9 protein-coding genes are annotated in these 18,826 nt (G+C 53.4%); 4 read left to right on the plus strand and 5 right to left on the minus strand.

All coding sequences use genetic code 11. The annotated features are described in order from the left end of the window. Positions 1-33 precede the first annotated feature (33 nt). The 4 genes from SH573x_RS16435 to SH573x_RS16450 all read left to right on the plus strand — a co-directional run bounded on the left by SH573x_RS16435 (position 34) and on the right by SH573x_RS16450 (position 10,448). Entirely contained in the window at positions 34-3,600 is a 3,567-nt protein-coding gene (locus SH573x_RS16435) for a protein kinase domain-containing protein (RefSeq protein ID WP_479348698.1), read from the plus strand. Between the two features lie 368 nt (positions 3,601-3,968). After that, complete coding sequence (locus SH573x_RS16440) at positions 3,969-4,877, plus strand: tetratricopeptide repeat protein (protein ID WP_479348699.1); 909 nt, start codon at positions 3,969-3,971, stop codon at positions 4,875-4,877. A gap of 253 nt (positions 4,878-5,130) precedes the next feature. Further along, positions 5,131-6,384, plus strand: a complete 1,254-nt coding sequence (locus SH573x_RS16445) for a hypothetical protein (RefSeq protein ID WP_479348700.1) — start codon at positions 5,131-5,133, stop codon at positions 6,382-6,384. Positions 6,385-6,503: 119 nt separating this feature from the next. Continuing rightward, entirely contained in the window at positions 6,504-10,448 is a 3,945-nt protein-coding gene (locus SH573x_RS16450) for a DUF6797 domain-containing protein (protein ID WP_479348702.1), read from the plus strand. A 99-nt stretch (positions 10,449-10,547) separates the two neighbouring features. On the opposite strand, the gene SH573x_RS16455 is transcribed toward SH573x_RS16450, so the two are convergent. From SH573x_RS16455 to SH573x_RS16475, 5 genes are all read right to left on the minus strand, one after another. Continuing rightward, a complete protein-coding gene (locus SH573x_RS16455) occupies positions 10,548-13,070 on the minus strand; it encodes an alpha/beta hydrolase fold domain-containing protein (protein ID WP_479348704.1) in 2,523 nt (840 codons plus the stop codon). 126 nt (positions 13,071-13,196) lie between these two features. After that, the gene (locus tag SH573x_RS16460; protein ID WP_479348705.1) at positions 13,197-14,243 is read right to left on the minus strand and encodes a hypothetical protein; all 1,047 of its coding nucleotides are present in this window, start codon (positions 14,241-14,243) and stop codon (positions 13,197-13,199) included. A gap of 104 nt (positions 14,244-14,347) precedes the next feature. Further along, positions 14,348-15,340, minus strand: a complete 993-nt coding sequence (gene mmuM / locus SH573x_RS16465) for a homocysteine S-methyltransferase (RefSeq protein WP_479348706.1) — start codon at positions 15,338-15,340, stop codon at positions 14,348-14,350. Between the two features lie 368 nt (positions 15,341-15,708). Then, positions 15,709-18,042 carry a hypothetical protein gene (locus SH573x_RS16470; protein ID WP_479348708.1) on the minus strand — a complete coding sequence of 778 codons (2,334 nt, stop codon included), beginning with the start codon at positions 18,040-18,042 and terminating at the stop codon, positions 15,709-15,711. A 387-nt stretch (positions 18,043-18,429) separates the two neighbouring features. Then, complete coding sequence (locus SH573x_RS16475; RefSeq protein WP_479348709.1) at positions 18,430-18,633, minus strand: ATP-binding protein; 204 nt, start codon at positions 18,631-18,633, stop codon at positions 18,430-18,432. Between the last annotated feature and the right edge of the window lie 193 nt (positions 18,634-18,826).

Consider the following 18,826-nt stretch of genomic DNA (forward strand, 5'->3'; position numbering starts at 1 on the left):
GTCGCTCTTTTAGGACTGGCATTGGAGTCGCGCATGCAAGTCGGTGAGTACAAGTTGCAGGAGGTGCTGAGCAGTCATCGCCTCTTCACGCGTTACCAAGCGACGCATGCTGTTTCTAATGCAACCGTCGAAGTCAGAATGCTGACGGCGGAGATAAACAGCGCGCGCCAGGCTGCCGAGAATCAGTGGCGACGTTTGGGCTGGGGCTCGTCGCCTTTGGTTCAAAAGCTGCTGTCCTACCAGCTTGACGACGAAACTCCGTATGTAGTTCTCAATGCCGCTCTTCTTCAGCCGCTTCGTCAGCCCCAATTCCAACTGCGTCGATTTCTACTTGAAGCCACCTTGGCTATTCAAGCTGCTCATGACCTTGGACTTTGTGTTGGGCCATTCAGTTGGCAAGTATTCAATTTGAATGCTGATGGTCAGTGCCAACTCGATGCAACCGGCCTGCTGACGCATTTGAGTATTGGTCCCGAAGGAAATTGGGCACAGTTTCAGTTTGCCGCGCCCGAATCGGTCGAGGCTGGCTGTGTCGATTTGATCAGTGATGTTTGCTCTTGGGGCCTGTTTTTGAAAATGGTCTTGGAGTCAAAAGCATCTGCCAACGCACAGCTACCCAACGAACTTGGAGGAGTCGTTGATCAACTTTGTTTGGACGATGCCGCGCAGCGCGCCTCGCTGCAGGATCTGCTGAATTGCTTTGCGGAATTCCACCAAGTAGAAGCCGCCACAGGCGCGACGCGGGCCATCGAGCCTGGATCGGACTATTCAATGGATGCTAGTGGTGGAACCATGGCATTCGATGTTGAACCCGTCCAGCAGCTGGCAGTCGCATCCAGGCTCGGTCGGTTTCTCATTGAGAGGAAATTGGGGCAGGGCGGCATGGGCGCGGTTTATCAAGCACGTGACTTGGCGGGTGGTCAGCTTGTCGCAGTGAAGGTGCTCAGCGAGACGCTGGCCAAGAACCCTCGCGCTCTGCGTCGTTTCGCCAAGGAAGCTCGTCTGCTCGCGCTGGCCCGCAGTCCTTACGTGGCTAACCTTGTCGAAGCGCACTTGGATGGTGAAACGTGTTACTTCGTATCCGAGTGCGTCGAAGGCGGAAGTCTGGGCGATTGGCTGCAGCCAGACCAGCCGTTACCAGTTGATCTGTCGCTAGCCCTGCTGAGCGATGCGGCGCGAGGCTTATCGCTAGCGCACGATCGAGGCATCGTGCATCGAGATATCAAGCCTGACAATATTCTGCTAACCGGCAGCGGACGGGAACTGCTCGACAACTGGCGCAGTCATCGCTCGGCGACCAGCGCTCTTCCGCCGGCTACTACGGTCATAGCCAAGCTGGCTGATTTTGGTATCGCTCGAACAGAGCATCAGACCGAGTCATTGGCGATGACAGCGGAACATTCGTTGCTCGGGACACCGCAGTATATGGCGCCTGAACAATGCATGGGCTCGCAAGTCGATCCCCGAGCTGATGTGTATTCGCTGGGCATCACGCTTTATCGTTTGTTAGCCGGTCGTGTACCGTTCCAGGCAGAATCGAATCTTCAACTGATGAGCATGCACGCCAACGACGCGCCACCTGCGATGCGGCAGTTTGCACCTGACGTCCCCGAGGCCATTGTACAAGTCATCGACAAATGCCTGGCGAAGAATCCCAACGCGCGCTACAGCCACGCCCGCGAACTATTGATCGACTTGGAAAATCTGCTGAGAGGTCAACCGACCGCCATCGGCTTGCATCCAACCATGATTGATCAAGATGTCGAGCTTGCATTGACCTTTGAACATTCTTGGGAGTTGCAGTCTCCACCCGAAAAACTTTGGCCCTATACATCGCACACCGATCGGGTAAATCACGCGATGGGATTGACGTCGGTGGATTACGTTATTCAATCCGATCCGGTGATGGGCGTATCACGCATCGCCAGCACGACTGTGTTTGGTCAACGTTTACAATGGCGTGAACATCCTTATGAATGGATTGAAGGCAAACGACTGAGCGTCCTGCGCGAGTTTACCGCAGGTCCCTTTGAGTGGTTCGTCAACATCGTCGAGCTACAAGGTCGCCGCGAAGGTGGATCGACTGTACGTCAGACTTTGCGAGTGAAACCTCGCAATTGGTTAGGTAAGCTGCTCGCGAAAATGCAGCTTGGTAACAAGAGCCGCAAGTCGTTCGGCCGAGTTTACACCGATATCGATAGATTTGTTCAAGCTGAAGCGGCTGCCTCGACCCGCCAGCGCGTCGCCACGGATCCGTGGGGTGTTCGGCCTCAGTTGACGACCGCAGAGCGCACGCGGTTGACCACTCGAATGAACAGTCTTGGTCTCTCCCCCAGCACTATAATATTGGGTGAGTTGATCGAGCACGGTTCGGAACTGGAGATCGCGCGCATCCGCCCGTACGAAGTGGCTGATCGCTTTGATTTGAACAGAACCGAATTCATGGAGACTTGTCTCCGCGCCGCCCGCGAAGGCTTGCTGATTCTCTTGTGGGATATTCTATGTCCTTCGTGCCGCATCCCGAGCGATGTCGTCGAGACCTTATCAGCCCTTACCAGTCATGGGCACTGTGAGGCTTGCAACATTGAGTTTGAGCTTGACTTTAGTCGTTCCATCGAAATGATTTTTCGCGTGCACCCGGAGATAAGACAAGCGGAAACTCGGACCTATTGCGTTGGCGGTCCTGGCTGGTCGCGACACGTGGTCGCTCAAGTACGCTTGGCCCGCGGCGAACGATTTGTGTGTGAAGTTGAATTGCAACCGGGCAGTTACACAATTCGTGGCCCGCAGTTGCCCTTCTCGGTTCCGTTCCGAGTCAGTCAGATCGGCACGCAATCGCGCTGGGAGGCGCCGCTGAGCCATGCGCCGCCGGAGGGTGAACCAATGCACCTGCGCGCCGGTCAGCAAACCATTTGGCTATGGAATGATTCATCGCGCGACTTGCAGATACGCATCGAGCGCATGGCCGCCCGTCACGACGCAGTCACAGCCGCCGCCGCATCGTCTTCGGCGCTGTTTCGCGAATTGTACGGCGACCAGGTATTAGCGGGTGGACAACTAATCAGTATCGCCCATGTCACCTACTTGTTGATCCGGCTTTTTGGCACTGGACAGCTTTATGAATCTCAAGGTGATGCGCCGGCCTTCTCACGCATTCGCCGACTACTCTCCACGATCACGGAGTCGGTCAAACATGAGCAAGGCGCAGTGATCAAAGTCATTGGCGAGACAGTCGTAGCCACATTGCCTTCCTTGAGCGCAGCCCTCAAGTCGGCTCACCAGTTATGTGTGGCACCAGCTGAAGACGAGCTGCGAATGGGCGCGGTCGTGCATTCAGGACCAGCGGTCGTAGCGACCTTGGACGACCGCCTGGACTACTTCGGCAAAGTTGTCCATGAATCGCTCGCGCTGCTCGACTTATGCCAGCCAAACTGCATCCTCTCCACCGCCCAAACGCTCAGCTCCATCGACTTCAACCAATGGTGCGACACACATGCGATGCAGATCAGCTCGGTGCCACACGACCGGTACGCCCTACTGAATCTAACCCGTGATTCCAACCCGCTCAAAGAATCGCTGACGTCGGATGCGAGGATCTAACCCAAGGTTCTCCTTTTCTCAGTTCTGTTTTTCCCGCGAGCTCCCGAAGTCAGCTCCTATGACACGGCCCGAAGGTTCTCCCCTTTGAGGTCAATGGAGAGAAGGGGGACGCCTGCGATAAACTCATACTTTCTGCATACAGCATTTTTCTAAAAGATTGTTTCGTTTCCACGCCCGAATGGTATTAGTGAAATGGTTGCAGGAGGAAAGAGCATGCTTGCCTTCATTGCATTCAACATTGGGGTAGAGGTTTCTGCGAAATGATGCGTGTTTGGTTGACGTTTATTGTGGGTGTTTCCCTTTCCACTGTGGGCCTCGCGAGTGAGCAAGCGGGTAAAACCGCTAGCGCGTGGGTTGGAAAATGCGCTATGCCGCGCGAAAACACTAAGTGTTGGATGGGTGGGCGTGAAACGACTCAGTTGCCGCCGCTGTCGCTGGACGTAATGGCCGAGGATGGTGAGTGGCTGTATGTTTTGGGTGGCAAGGTACTCAAGAAGGACGTGGTGCCCGCTGAACAGGCCGCGGCCTATTACCAAGCTCTATTGAAAGCTAACCCGAAAAACTCGTGGGCCATGGCGATGTTGGGTTGGTATTACACTAGTGAAGACGACAATGAAAAGGCGCGACCGTATCTCGATAAAGCGCTTCAACTGGACGCCAAGAATGTGGCCGCCTTGACGGCACACGGGATGCTCTGCAGCGGCGACGAAGAATATGAACTAGCGATCAAGAAACTTGACGAGGCTATTCGGATTCAGCCTGACTATGCTCTCGCTTACTATTTGCGGGGACTTTACAAGGCAGAATCAGACGATGAAGAAGGCGCGACGGCTGATTACAACGCAGTGCTAAAGATTTGTCCCGAGTATAGCCTTGCATACACAGCGCGCGGCGCACTCTGCGATCGCAACGAAAAGTGGAAAGACGCCCTTGCCGACTTTGACAAGTCGCTCAGCTTGGATCCACATGATGATGTGGCTTTGGTACGACGCGCGCGAATTCGAGCCACGTGCCCTGATGCGACCTGTCGCGATGGCAAACTCGCCATTCAAGACGCTCAAAGAGCTAGCGAGATGTCGAACTACGAAGATTGGGAGGACCTGGAAGTGCTAGCCGCAGCGTACGCTGAAGCCGGTCGCTTTGCCGACGCCGTCAAGACCCAATCCAAGGTTGTCGATCTAACCACAGGTGGCCGTCACTTTTTAATGGTACTTCAACTAGAGCGTTACAAGCAAAAGAAACCCTACAAGTTTCCGCCAACAGAAGAGCAACCATAATGCGGCAATAGCCGGCATGCGTGGAGCAGCCTCAGGTGACGTGTTTCCGATGCTTGACTTGGCGCCCGAATTACACCGACGCGGGCTTGAGGTAACTCTGGCCACGAACGAGTACTATCAAGCGGTAACCGCACCATCCAGACGGTGAAACTGCGAGACTTACGCTCGACGTATACTTCCAAGTTGTCTTAGGCTCTAATTAGATTGACTATCATGGATCAGCTTCGGTAATCTGGCAACAAGGACCCGGCTAGTGAACGACTACACTTCGACGTCAACAGATCTTGGGGGCAGCTTGGGCAGATTCCGCTTCGTGCCGCCGGTCGATCGCTGGGGATTTTCCATGTTGCTCGCCATTGCGGTAGGCACGCTTAGCAGTTGGCTGATTTTGGTGTCAACGCCAGCCACTAGTCAGAGTTCACTTGCATACGCACAGTTTCCGCCGATTGCAAAAACTCTGGTGAGTTCCGCTCCAACTCGGCGCCCTAAACTGCAGATCATCAATGGCTCGCCGAACCCTATTGATGTGTATTGGTTGAAATCAGCCCAGGATCGTGTAGCTAATGGAACTGTCGAGCCAGGCAAGGACCTGGTAATAACCACCACCATCGGGCATCAGTTTGCAATTGTCGATCGTACCCAAGCAATCGAAGCGATCATTAGTAGCGAAGTGCCGATACAGGCATATCGATTCGGTGGTGTGCCTGAAATTTATACGCAACGCGACAGTGCGCAGGGTTTTCCTGTCGTGGCCTCCGCCAATGTTAGTCCCTACGCTGTGCGTGAGGCGGTGCACATCGTCGACTTGATGTTGGCCAAACGTCCGGATGTACGTAATGCGATGATCAAAAGCGGAGCGCGGCTGTGCATCATGGCCTACAACGAATTTACATGCGATCTGCCCGAATGGGAGTGGTTGGCTCGAGAACCTGTTGCGGAATTCCCTGGCATTTCCCCGCGCGACTTTCGAGATGCACGAGCCCGTGGGATGGGCGGTAGCGAAACTGATCCTTACTGTTCGTGCGCCGAAGAAAATCTGTTGGCCTATCCAGGTGATCCCTATAGCACTGAGAACATCCTCATTCACGAACTTGCCCACAATATTCACTTGCGTGGCATGAACAACGTCGATCCGACCTTCGATGCGCGTGTCAAAGCTACGTACAACTCGGCTATGTCCCGGGGACTGTGGAAAGGCAAATACGCATCCGTCAATCATCATGAGTATTTTGCCGAAGGCGTCCAATCCTGGTTCGATGACAATCGCGAAAATGACCACGACCACAATCATGTCAATACTCGGACGGAATTGTCCGAGTACGATTCGAAGTTGGCAGACCTGTGCCGGGAAGTTTTCGGTGACACCGAGTTCCGCTATACCAAACCTGCCACTCGATTGACGGGACATCTGCAGGGCTACGATCCTAGCAAAGCCCCTAAGTTTGAATTTCCTCGCCGCCTGCACGAAGTCAGCAAGATGATCTCCGAATCTGCGCGCCGTCGTTGACAAGGAGACACGTAGTTGCGTCTCTCCGAGACGCAAATCGTCAGCGTTTCGGAGAAACGCTGCTACGTGGATACGTCCTTGGAGTCAAAGCCTAGTACTACCTGAGAGAAAGTGAATTTGTGAAACAGTTCTATGCTTTGGTGCTACCGGTGTTGTTGTCAATGCTTTGTGGCTTACCCGAGTCGGTCATGGCTCAAACGCTCGAGGCAGAGTTACAACAAATTGCGGTACAGCAATTGGTCCGTGATGTACGTCAGTCGGGTGACGCCGTGCGCGGGGCAGTCGTCTTTCATCAACCGAGCATGGCTTGTTCAAGATGTCACCTCGCAGGCGCTAAAGCTGACGGTCAACTGGGACCCGACTTATCCCAGTTGGACAAGCAAACTAGCGACCAGTCGCTGATTGAGTCGGTGTTGTGGCCCTCAAAGGTCATTCGCAAAGGCTTTGTATCCGTCACGCTTGAGCAGGCAGATGGCAACACGCTGACAGGACTTCTGGTCGAGCAAACCGACGACAAAGTGGTCGTTCGGGATATTACCAAAGGTGGCGAGCCGCTGACAATTGCCAAGTCGGATATCGAACAGATGAAGGTCAATGAACTGTCGATCATGCCCGCTGGCCAAATCAATCAGCTCAACAGTCGACAACAGTTCCTCGACTTGATGCGCTATTTATTTGAGATTCGCGATGGTGGTCAAAAGCGTGCCCAGGAGTTACAGCCGTCGGCGGCCCTGTTGGCTTTTAAGGTACCTGAATACGAAAGTCACCTCGATCACACTGGGTTGATCAAGGATTGGGACGATGATGCGTTCGCACGTGGCGAGACGATCTACAAACGAGTGTGTGCCAACTGTCACGGCAACCATGACCAGCCAGGTTCTTTGCCGAACTCTCTGCGGTTTGCTGAGGGCAAATTCAAGAACGGCAGCGATCCGCTCTCGATGTATCGCACGTTGACCTATGGCTTTGGATTGATGGCTCCGCAGTCATGGATGGTGCCTTCTCAAAAGTACGACGTTATTCATTACATTCGCGAGGCCTATCTCAAGTCGCGGAATCCCTCCCAATACGTCACTCTTGATGGGGCGTATCTGGCCAGGCTTCCAATAGGTGACAACCGAGGACCGGCGCCGAGCAGTATCGAAGCCTGGTCGGCGATGGACTACGGACCAACTTTGGCGCACACCTACGAGATTCCCGGACAGAAAGAGAATTTTGCCTACAAAGGCATTGCCGTGCGGCTAGATCCTGGCGCCGGCGGAGTTGCACGGGGCGCAGTCTGGACGGTTTTTGATACCGATACGTTGCGTACCGCAGCCGGTTGGAGCGCCGGGTCGGCCGATAATTTTATCGACTGGAAAGGCATTCAATTCAACGGCCAGCACGGCATCCACCCACGCATTGTTGGACAAACTGCGTTCAGCAATACACCTGGCCCAGGCTGGGCCAATCCCGGCAACAGCCAGTTCACAGACGATCAACGCGTGATCGGTCGAGATGGCAAACGCTATGGTCCACTGCCGCGCGAGTGGGGAAAGTACAAGGGCTTGTACCATCACGGACAACAGGCGATCTTTGCCTACACTATTGGAAACACGGATATTCTCGAAAGCCCTCGTTGGCAGGCACGCGATGCCAACTACCTGCCGCTCATGCTTCGCACGTTCCACGTTGGACCACGCGAGCAGGAACTTGTTCTGCAGGTGGCCGAACATCCGGACAGTTCTGCAGCGTTCATGCATGGGCCACTCAGGTCACAAGTTATCGTTAGTCCACAGCAACCGCTTTCAGGTCAAACGCATCAACGCAGAGTCTCTTTCGATGGTGAAACCTATCTGGAGATAGCCGAAGCCGCTGACTTCGAGACCAATGATCGGGACTTCACCGTCGTAGCGCGAATCAAGACGCGTGAAGACGGAACGATCTGGTCAAAGAGCGAAGGCGCGAAGAATTGGACTCCCAACGGCCAGGCGTTCTTCATTCGCGATGGTCGACTCTGCTTCGACATAGGTTGGGTGGGTGCGGTATCAGGAAAGTCGCGCGTGACCGATGAAAAGTGGCATACGGTGGCGCTCACCTGGCAGCAGTCCACTGGCCAGGCGCGACTGATTGTCGACGGCAAACTGGACGGCGAGAGTGCGCTAAAGGCTAAGAAGCGTTTGCCCAAGAGCATCCTACGCATTGGCTTCACCGCACCGGATTTCCCAAGCCAATCACACTTCAAGGGCGAGATGTCGGAATTGCGGTTCTACCAGCAACAGCTGACAGTGGGTTTGGAGAGCATGGAACAAATTAAACTCGACGATGAATTTTTGGTCGGTCGTTGGCAATTGGATAGCGCCGCGGACGATAGCGTCAGCGACACGTCGAAGCACAACCATGACGCAAGGGTCCACCGGGCATCTGCTGAGGTAATGGGCCCGATGCTGGCTGGCTTCGCGCCCACAGATCTACGCGCCAGGTGGACTTATGAACAAGGGAAACTGAGGCTGCATCTGCCTGCTGGAGATGAACCGCTGCGTTTTTCGATTTGGCATCCGACTGCCCTAGATGTCCATAACCAAACAGCTGTCGGCCAAATAGCTATGCACGAGTTGGGCAGCAATCCAGTGATCAAAGATCCTGATTTGGATTTGAGCTCGCTGATTGCAGGTGGACCGGCGCGTTGGCCGCAGGTTCTTACTACCAATCTCGTTCTAGGCGCGGACACGGGTCCATTCGCCGTCGACATCTTGACGGCTCCCGAGTCCAATCCATGGCTTGCCCAAGTTCGCTTCGCAGGGCTGGATTTCTTTGCCGATGGTCGCCTGGCCGTTTGCAGTTGGGACGGAGATGTCTGGATCGTATCTCCATCAGCGACGCCAGCCAATGGAACCGCCTCAGCCAACACCGAACTCAAATGGCAGCGCATTGCTTCCGGTCTTTTTCAGCCGCTAGGACTAAAGATTGTTAACGGCAAGATACACGTGACCTGTCGCGATCAGTTGACCGTATTACATGATCTCAACGGCGATGGTGAAACTGATTTTTATGAGTGTCTGAACAATGACCATCAAGTCACCGAACACTTCCATGAATTCGCGATGGGGCTGCAAACCGATAATGCAGGCAATTTTTATTACGCCAAGTCAGGCTGCCATGGCAAAGCGGCCGTTGTGCCGCATCATGGTACCCTGTTGAAGGTTTCGCCTGATGGATCGAAAACCGAGATACTGGCCAACGGGTTCCGTGCGGCCAATGGAGTATGTCTGAACCCGGACGGCTCTTTCTTTGTGACAGATCAAGAAGGCTTTTGGAATCCTAAGAACCGCATCAACTGGGTCACACTTGCCGAAAGCGGCCAGCCAAAATTCTATGGCAACATGCTGGGCTATCATGACGTAACTGATCCATCGGATGCGGCGATGGAGCCACCGCTATGCTGGATTACGAATGAATTTGATCGTTCACCAGCAGAGTTACTGTGGGTAGACAGCCAGCGCTGGGGATCTCTCAATGGCTCCCTGCTGAATCTGTCTTATGGGTATGGCAAAGTATTTTTGGTGCCGCATGAGAAGGTGGGGGCAAAAATGCAAGGTGGCATGGTTGAGTTGCCCGTACCAGCCTTTCCAACCGGCGTCATGCGCGGCCGCTTCCATCCCACGGATGGTCAACTGTATGTGTGCGGCATGTTTGCTTGGGCAGGCAATGCAACGCAACCCGGCGGCCTGTATCGCGTGCGAGCTACTGGCAAGCCGGTGTGTTTGCCGGTCGAATTGAAAGCCATGAAGTCTGGCTTGCAATTGACATTTACCGAAACCCTCGATCCAAGCTCTGTGGATGCAAAACAGTTTAGCATTCGAACCTGGTCGCTAAAACGTACCGCGAATTACGGTTCAAAGCACTATGATGAACAGTCGCTAACGGTGCGTGACGCCAAGTTATCGCCCGACGGAAAAACACTTGTACTGGATATTGCGGGTTTGCGCCCAACCTGGTGCATGGAAATACAGTACTCGCTGAGAACGCAAGCAGGAGTGCCCACACAGGCCACGATTCACAATACGATTCACGAATTGAAGTAGGCTTCACGCAACCTCACGCAATACCGATCTAAAATTGATGAGCTCCTATTCTCCGACAAGAGTAGAACTCAGGCGCTTTTTTGCCCCCCTTTGATTTGCTCATTTAAGGCTAATGATGAACTCACCAATTCTTTTTATCGCTGCAGATGATTCAGGAAGCCCTCGGATCTGAAAGACGTGCATCATGCCTGGCCAGATTTCTAGAGAAACTGGAGTGCCGTCGCCTCGAGCCTTCTTGGCCACGCGAATACTGTCATCTCTCAACATTTCGTGCTCACCGGTCTGAATCAGGATCGGTGGCAGCCCGCGATAGTCGCCAAACAGCGGCGATGCGAGTGGATCGCGGCGGTCCGACTTTAGCAAATAGCGGTCGCGAAATTCGGGCATCGTCCTTGAGCTGATGATTGGATCATAAACCGATTTCAACGATTGGCTCGCCAAAGTAAAATCCGTGGCGGGTGAAATGGAAATAGCACCAGCTGGAATCTTCTTCTGCCGTTGTTTGAGAGCCAGCAACGTGGCCAATGTCAAATTGCCGCCAGCTGAGTCGCCTGCGATAAAAGTTGCCGTGGCGACACTGGGACCCGCAGGACCGTTCGCCGTCAACCACTCGTGAGCTGCGACGCAGTCATCGAGCCCTGCAGGAAAAGGATGCTCCGGTGCCAGTCGATAGTCGGGCAGCAGAACGACGCACTTGGCGGCGAGTGAGATTTCCGCAGCCAGCGGCAGATAGTTGCCACCGGAGCCCGAGACCCATCCTCCGCCATGAAGGTACAACAGTCGGAGGTCGGGATCCGCGCCTGGCGTTACGACCCATTCACAGGGTATTGCGCCCACGTTGACCTTGGTCAGTACCAATCCCGGAACAGTTGGTTGTTGTCTAGCATTCATGCCCGCTCGCAGTTGCTCAAGATCAAAGCCTTGATCGCCGAACGGCGGTGATTTTCTGCGCTGTTCTAGAAGTTCTGCTCCTTCTTTCGACACCTTCCGTTGCCAAACATCTCGAGAAGCATGACGGCGAGCCGGTTCAACGAGATCGACGATGGCCAGCTTTTGAAACACGAGATGCGCTTGGCTGCCTTCATACACGATACCCACATGATCACGATCAATACTTGTCAGACTCGGATAGCCAGCACCTTGCCCTTCATCCATCAAAACGTGATGCGAATCCGGCCATGTCAGTCCGTCGTCGAAGCTGACTTGCACAGTTTGATGCGTGCGGCCTTGTTGTGAATGTGGATTGGCAAACAGAAGTAGGTGTTGGTGCTGGCCGTCACGCTCATAGTCGACCCGCAACAGACTACCGTTGCAATTCGGTTCGATCAGCGTGTTACGCGACGTGACATGCGGTTGCCAAGTTTGGCCGAGGTCTGTTGTCACCGCCACCGCCCGAAAGCGCTCGCGATCATTGCGGATATTCAGCATGATCGAACCATCGCCCAGCAGCGCCGCCTGGCATTCATTTCCGCCGCTGTAGGCGGGCGTGCCGACTGTCCAACTCCGACCATGATCGCGACTGATCATAATCGTCGCGAACGTGGCCAAGGTGTCACGACCTGTTCGGCCTTCAACGGGCATGACGAGCGTGCCATCAGGCAGGCAAATGCCAGCTTGTGGCGAGGGTGCGAGCAACCACCACGATTCCTGTTTCAGTTGTCGCGTCAAGTTCTCCGGTTGCGACCATGTGAGGCCGTCGTCGGTGGAACGGACCATCATAAACTGCGCGGATTTACCAATTTCGAAACCAGGTTCCGATCCATCTTCAGTCCTTTGGTGATGCCCCGGTTTGCCGTTCATCCACACTGCGAAACAGAATATCTCGCCTGTTTGTTGGTCGACAATGATGCCAGGATCGCTACAACCATTCTGCGACTGTGGCAGTCCCCCATAAGTGCCCATATCCATGATGACGCGCGGCGATTCCCAGGTCTGTCCGCCATCGGTGCTTCGGCTGAGCCCAATATCAATGTCCTCCTGCAAGTCGCGACCGGCGCGACGGCGCATGTCGAAGACTGCCAGCAGCGTCCCCGTTTTGGATCGGGTAAGAGCCGGTATCCGATACGTGTGGACACCATCTTCTTGATGCTTGCGTAAGGCGACTCCGATCTGTTGATACGCATTAGCAACGTCTGACTGGGGAAGGATGCCGCCTGCGGAGGTTGTTATTGAAGTGCAAGTCGCCGCCACGCGCTGTCCAAGTCTGGCCGAGTCGTTCAAGCGGCACGACAGCCAGTACACGTTTCGCCCCTCAGTCAATGGACGATCAACGGCGATCTTCAACGTGCGGGCAGGGGCAACCGAATCTCCGATAGGTGATGTCGGCGAAAATGCCAGTTCATCACCGGTCCCAAAAAGTTGTACAGCCTGGATGTCCTCGAGCTCATCAGTTCCGTCGAAGGAGAATACCATGGAAATTAAACGCGTGGCTTTGCCAGAGGGAACGTCGATGATGGCCGACAACAATGGGCCATGTTGGTTGCGAATCAAGATAGGATTCACTGGACATACCAGCTTGGCTACCAAGCCTGGTTTCTGCTCTTGGGCGAGTCCAACTTGCGGACATTCGATCCAAGCCAATGAACACGCTAAGAGCACTAACATACGGAATGCAGGCTTCATCAGATGTTTCCCCACAAAGTCCAAACAGCCAGGTTTCTGACTTGCGAGAAGATCATAACCTAATCTGGATTCGAGCGCGCGATGTTACGGCTTAATTTGGATTGGCAAGAAGATGTAGTTGAGTCTTCATTTTCCTGCCCCATTTTCTTGCCAAAACTCTCCGCCTTCTGAAGCGGTATTGGTCGTTTCCGTCAATTTGACAAGCGCACCGCCACCTTCACAACCGCTTACAGAAACCGATAGCTCGCGACGTCTGACAATTGGCAAGAAGATAGGGGCAAGAAGATGTTGTCTAGTCTTCATTTTCTTGCCCCCATTTTCTTGCCAAAACTCTCCGGCTTGTGAACCGGTATTGTTCGTTTCCGTCAATTTGACAAGCGCACCGCCACCTTCACAACCGCTTACAGAAACCCATAGCTCGCGACGTCTAACAATTGGCATGAAGATAGGGGCAAGAAGATGTTGTTGAGTCTTCATTTTCTTGCCCCCATTTTCTTGCCAAAACTCTCCGGCTTGTGAAGCGGTATTGATCGTTTCCGTCAATTTGACAAGCGCACCGCCACCTTCACAACCGCTTACAGAAACCCATAGCTCGCGACGTCTAACAATTGGCAAGAAGATAGGGGCAAGAAGATGTTGTTGAGTCTTCATTTTCTTGCCCCCATTTTCTTGCCAAAACTCTCCGGCTTGTGAACCGGTATTGATCGTTTCCGTCGATTTGACAAGCGCACCGCCACCTTCAAAACTGCATACAGAAACCGATAGCTCGCGACGTCTGACAATTGGCAAGAAGATAGGGGCAAGAAGATGTAGTTGAGTCTTCATTTTCTTGCCCCCATTTTCTTGCCAAAACTCTCCGACTTCTGAACCGGTATTGATCGTTTCCGTCGATTTGACAAGCGCACCGCCACCTTCAAAACTGCATACAGAAACCGATAGCTCGCGACGTCTGACAATTGGCAAGAAGATAGGGGCGAGAAGATGTTGTTGAGTCTTCATTTTCTTGCCCCCATTTTCTTGCCAAAACTCTCCGGCTTGTGAAGCGGTATTGATCGTTTCCGTCAATTTGACAAGCGCACCGCCACCTTCACAACCGCTTACAGAAACCCATAGCTCGCGACGTCTAACAATTGGCATGAAGATAGGGGCAAGAAGATGTTGTTGAGTCTTCATTTTCTTGCCCCCATTTTCTTGCCAAAACTCTCCGCCTCGTGACTTGCGAGAAGATCATAACCTAATTTGGATTCGAATGCGCGATGTTGCGGCTATGAAGGGTTTTAAGCGGGATGTATCGCTTCCCGAATCGCGCGAATGTGCTCTGGCCCCGTTTGGCAACATCCGCCGATAAGAGTTGCTCCTGCATCGAGCCATTGTTTGGCCAGTTCACCAAAATCTGCTGCGCTCGTCGTACCCGTCCATACTCGGCCAAGCGGATTGTAAACCTGTCCCGAATTTGGATAGACAACCACGCGTTTGCTCGGGGCGGCAATTCGGATCTTTTCAATCAGCGAACGGACATACTGCGGGGCAGTGCAGTTCAAACCGATCGCAAATACTTGTGGGCAATTCTCGAATAGGGCCGCACATTCTTGTATAGGAGTACCATCGCAAATGCGTTCACCATCGACGCATGAAAAGCTGATCCAAGCCATCGTGTCGCTCGATTCCGTTAGCAAGTCGCGCAGTACCTCGGCTTCTTGCGCACAGGGGATCGTTTCGCACGCCAACAGATCCGGTTGCATCTGGCAAATCACGTCGAGTCGTTCCGCATGAAAGTTGCTTAGTTCATCAACGGAGATTCCATAGTTTCCTCGGTACTCGGATCCATCTGCCAGGAACGCGCCGTAGGGGCCGATACTCGCGGCCACGAGCGGTCGATCGATTTCACCACGTCTCGATGGGCTGCCAAGGAAGTCAGCGACCGCTTGCTGCGCGATAGACACGGAATCCCTTAGCAGTTTCCTGGCCTGCGCTTCTGGTATTCCGGCGGCAGCCAGTCCAGGAATACTGGCCTGGTAACTGGCAGTTGTGATGCACATCGCGCCCGCTTCCAAATAAGCGCGGTGAGCATTACGGATGGCACCCGGATCGGTAAGTAGTAATCGAGCCGACCAAAGCGCGTGATTGAGATCATGGCCTTGCCGCTCAAGTTCGGTTGCCAATCCACCGTCCAGAACGACAGAGCTGATCCTCTCGAAGAGCGAATGGAGATGTGACAATGTTAACAAAGCGGCCTCGGGAAAATTTGCGATCTTCTTGCGTAACTGCACTTTAGCTCCACAGCGCCGCTTTTCATACTGGGTACCTTTGCCATCGACACATCGTCATTGAGCTCTGGAAGCTACACACTTGAACTAGCCATTTAAACCGAACAAGTCAGACGAGGAAGTACTAAGACAGTTTCTCGAGCCATCCAAGGCCCATGTTCAAATTAACGCGGAGGTCGGATAGTTTGAGGTCCGATTCGTCACAAGTTTCTGTAATCTTAAATTTTTTCCCGTTGACTAATGACTTGACTGAAGCTGGTGAATTCGAGTCGCCGCTTCCAATCTCAATGCTCTTGACTGCGAAGCAGCGGCTTTGAAGTGTTGTGGCTGGGCATGAACTCGATGAGATCACCCATATGAAAAGCCATCAGTTAAAAATTGAATTGCATGGCATCGACTTGGAAACGATAGAAATGCTCGGAAGTCTCTCCATGTTCGTCGATGGCAATCCCCAATTCATCGAGCGTCCATGGGAGCATCGCTTCCGTGACGGAACTTTCGATTGCAAACCGCTGTTGAGGTGAGGACTGGGTCCTTAGATCGGCTTGAATTTGCTTCTTCACTGGGTTGCAAGTTAATTCAAATCGATAGGGAGTGTCGGGGCGTAGGGAGTCATGCTGCACGACAGGTAATCTGAGGATTTTTCCTTGCGCAGCCAGCACCAACTCTACCTTCTCTGGACTTGAGATTCGAAGAGTCAACGAGTGTTCGTCTAATAGTAATTCACTTTGGGAAAAACCGATGATCATTGGGTTTCGCTGGTTGTCGCCGAAGGATTGGATGCGGAAGTCCACTGCGAAGGTGAAGGCTTTGCAAATGTCCGCTGGATCGACGGTTCGTACGTAACGACGGCGTTGATGGACCAGCTTCTTTGAGCTTTCGCCCGCAATCTTCAGGCACTTCGTCCGCTTGTCCCAGCCGTAGGGAACAGTCGATGGATCCATGACGGCTGCTTCATCCACGGGAGTTGCCTTGCGGCCGATGCTTAACATGTCAAAGTCGAAGTACCAAGCGCGCGCCAGCGGATCAGAATCGAATTGCTCGTCAAACGTCGATACCGGCGACATCGGTATGTTTCGAGTTTGGTTATTTAGCGAAGCGAGAAATGGATTCACTTCGTTCCTATCAGGTTGGCCATATTTGGTATGTTCGCTCCACACCCAAACATACTCGTCGCTGGCAACAAGCGCTAACGGCAAGTTGGACCACAGGGATGCCTTGGTTCCGTTGGGCCAGCCCGGAGGCGTATTCCATGGGTGGTCTTCGACCCATGCAGCCATTCCTACTTTGACAAACGCGTCATACTTGGCTGGGTTATTGCTCAGCGAGCGCCAGTTTCGAATTTCAGCTCGCGCAGTCGAGTATCGGTTTCGATCGCCCGGAAAGCCGTCTTTCGTTGCATACGTGTGCGTCGTTCCAGGGGCATGACCGAAATAGAACGTGTTTTCATGTCCATGAATGATCTCCGCGGGTGCTTGAATGCCTTCTAGAACACCATCGAGGAAAGGAATGACTCCGCTCAGTGGTCCGTAGCTGTTGGAATCGGGAGACCAAGCAAATGTCGTCATGATTTTGACTTCGGGAAACTCCGCTTGGATTGCCTGAATCCACTGCTGGCCACGGCGGCGCAGCACCTCGGGTGAATCTTTCCCCAGAGGAAAAGGAAGCCCCTGTGGCTGGTCCGGTTCGAACTCAGGTGTTCCGGATTGTGTTCTCCAGCGATACTGACCGTACTGCTCGGTATCCAGCCAAAGACCTTTCAACTTGCCAAGCCGACAGAGACGCGCTGCTAGAACGGCATTGTGCTGAATTGCTTCCCAATCGTGATCATCCGTCAGGTTGGGTGTATGCAGTCCACGCGCACCATCCACCATTCCAAAGATCAGGAAGTTGTCGGTTAGATTGCCGCGACGCATCCTCTGCAGATCGGCCAGAGTTTGTGCGACCGCCTCGTCGGGAATTTTGACGCTATTCCATAACAACTCGTGAAGGAAGGCGGGTCGCAGTGGCATTCCCAGTTTCGTCAGGCCGAGTGAATCGACCCACTCGTGCGACAATTCGGCTGGAAGAACAATTCCATCGAAAGGATAGTGCGCGTTGAACTCAGGATGCTCGGCGATGAATCGCGGAGTAATTGCTGTCTCTGCGCCATTGACCGTATAGAGTCCTCCACCGATGCACTTTTTGCTTCGCAGTTCGCGTGGCTGTGCCCAAAGTTCACCTGGCATTGCGTCAAACGCTTCGATGCGAATCCAGGCCAACTCGATCAAGCCCTCATCGAAGCTGGGGTCGAGTCGGATTCGCGCACCAGGAGCGAGTGTGGAAAGCCAAATGCGATACTCATGCCACTGACCATCGTTCTGAATCACAAACGTGCGACTGCGTTCTTCCGAAAAGGGTTGGCGAAAATAGATTTGCCCTACAGAGCCGGCCTTTGAAAGCATTCGAACAGAAACGCAAACCACCTTTCCTGCTGGGCAAGCCATCTGTGGACTCGTCAGGAACGGATCTGGGGCTTGCAACTCCATCGACACGCCATTTGCACCATGCTGCAGGTTGCGAATGTGTGCGTTCGCGGTCCAGCTATTCATTCCTTGACTGAACTCCCAATAGCCAATCGTTTCGGCTCTGAGAAGACCTTGACCGACCAACACCCACGCGAAATAGACAATGCAACGGAACCAAGCCCGACCCAAGTATGGCATTGATGAAACTCTCGGATGAAGCGAATTGGAAGCTTTCGTCATGAAGCCATTACTACTGGTCGCGATCCGATCGAAGGCGTTTCAGTTCTTCCTGAGCTTTTCGAAGCTCTTTGCGAAGCCGGTGTATGAACCAGGATACTCTATCTCAATGCCGAGTTCCATTGCTCGATTTTTCATGTCAGGCAATTACAACCCCTTGGCCCCAGATCTACGGGTATTATGCCCGAGCTAAGCACGTGGACACGTCCAATTCAAGATTAGGGCACAATCAGGACAACTGCGGTTCCGTTGTCAGTGGGCGCCTCAAAGGGTACCAGCGAAAGGCGCCTCAAAGGGTACCAATTTGGTTCACAGATCGAACATCCCGGTAACGTGGTATCCTTTGGTCTATTCTTTATCGGCAGTCGAGCCGGTGGGCGCTTTGGTACCCTTTGAAGCTTTTTGCGAGTTTTCTAAGCGGAAGCTTTTGCCGTTGATCTGAATGATTTCAGCTCGGTGCAGAAAGCGATCGAGGATGGCAGTGGAAGCTGGCCTGTCGCACGGAAAGCTAATCAACTTTGGGGCCGAACGTGTTGAACATCGCTTTGTCAATTGTCATGAGACGCCTGATCAGCGTCGACAGTTTCAAGTTGAGCATATTGTGGGTAAACATCAACTCAGGAAGTGTGCGCCTGCAACGAATTGGACGGTAAGGACAAAAAGATGCATGGGCAGAAAGATACCTTAGGTTTGGAAACACTCGATTCAGTCTTGATTCCTATTTTGGATTTCATCTTTCTGCCCT

Source organism: Rania fehmarnensis, assembly GCF_056494185.1.

What these genes read in the sequence shown, in the direction of transcription:
- SH573x_RS16435 (WP_479348698.1), top strand. Translation starts at nt 34, where the DNA reads ATGCAAGTCGGTGAGTACAAGTTGCAGGAGGTGCTGAGCAGTCATCGC.
- SH573x_RS16440 (WP_479348699.1), top strand. Translation starts at nt 3,969, where the DNA reads ATGCCGCGCGAAAACACTAAGTGTTGGATGGGTGGGCGTGAAACGACT.
- SH573x_RS16455 (WP_479348704.1), bottom strand. Translation starts at nt 13,070, where the DNA reads ATGAAGCCTGCATTCCGTATGTTAGTGCTCTTAGCGTGTTCATTGGCT.
- SH573x_RS16460 (WP_479348705.1), bottom strand. Translation starts at nt 14,243, where the DNA reads ATGAAGACTCAACAACATCTTCTTGCCCCTATCTTCATGCCAATTGTT.
- SH573x_RS16470 (WP_479348708.1), bottom strand. Translation starts at nt 18,042, where the DNA reads ATGCCATACTTGGGTCGGGCTTGGTTCCGTTGCATTGTCTATTTCGCG.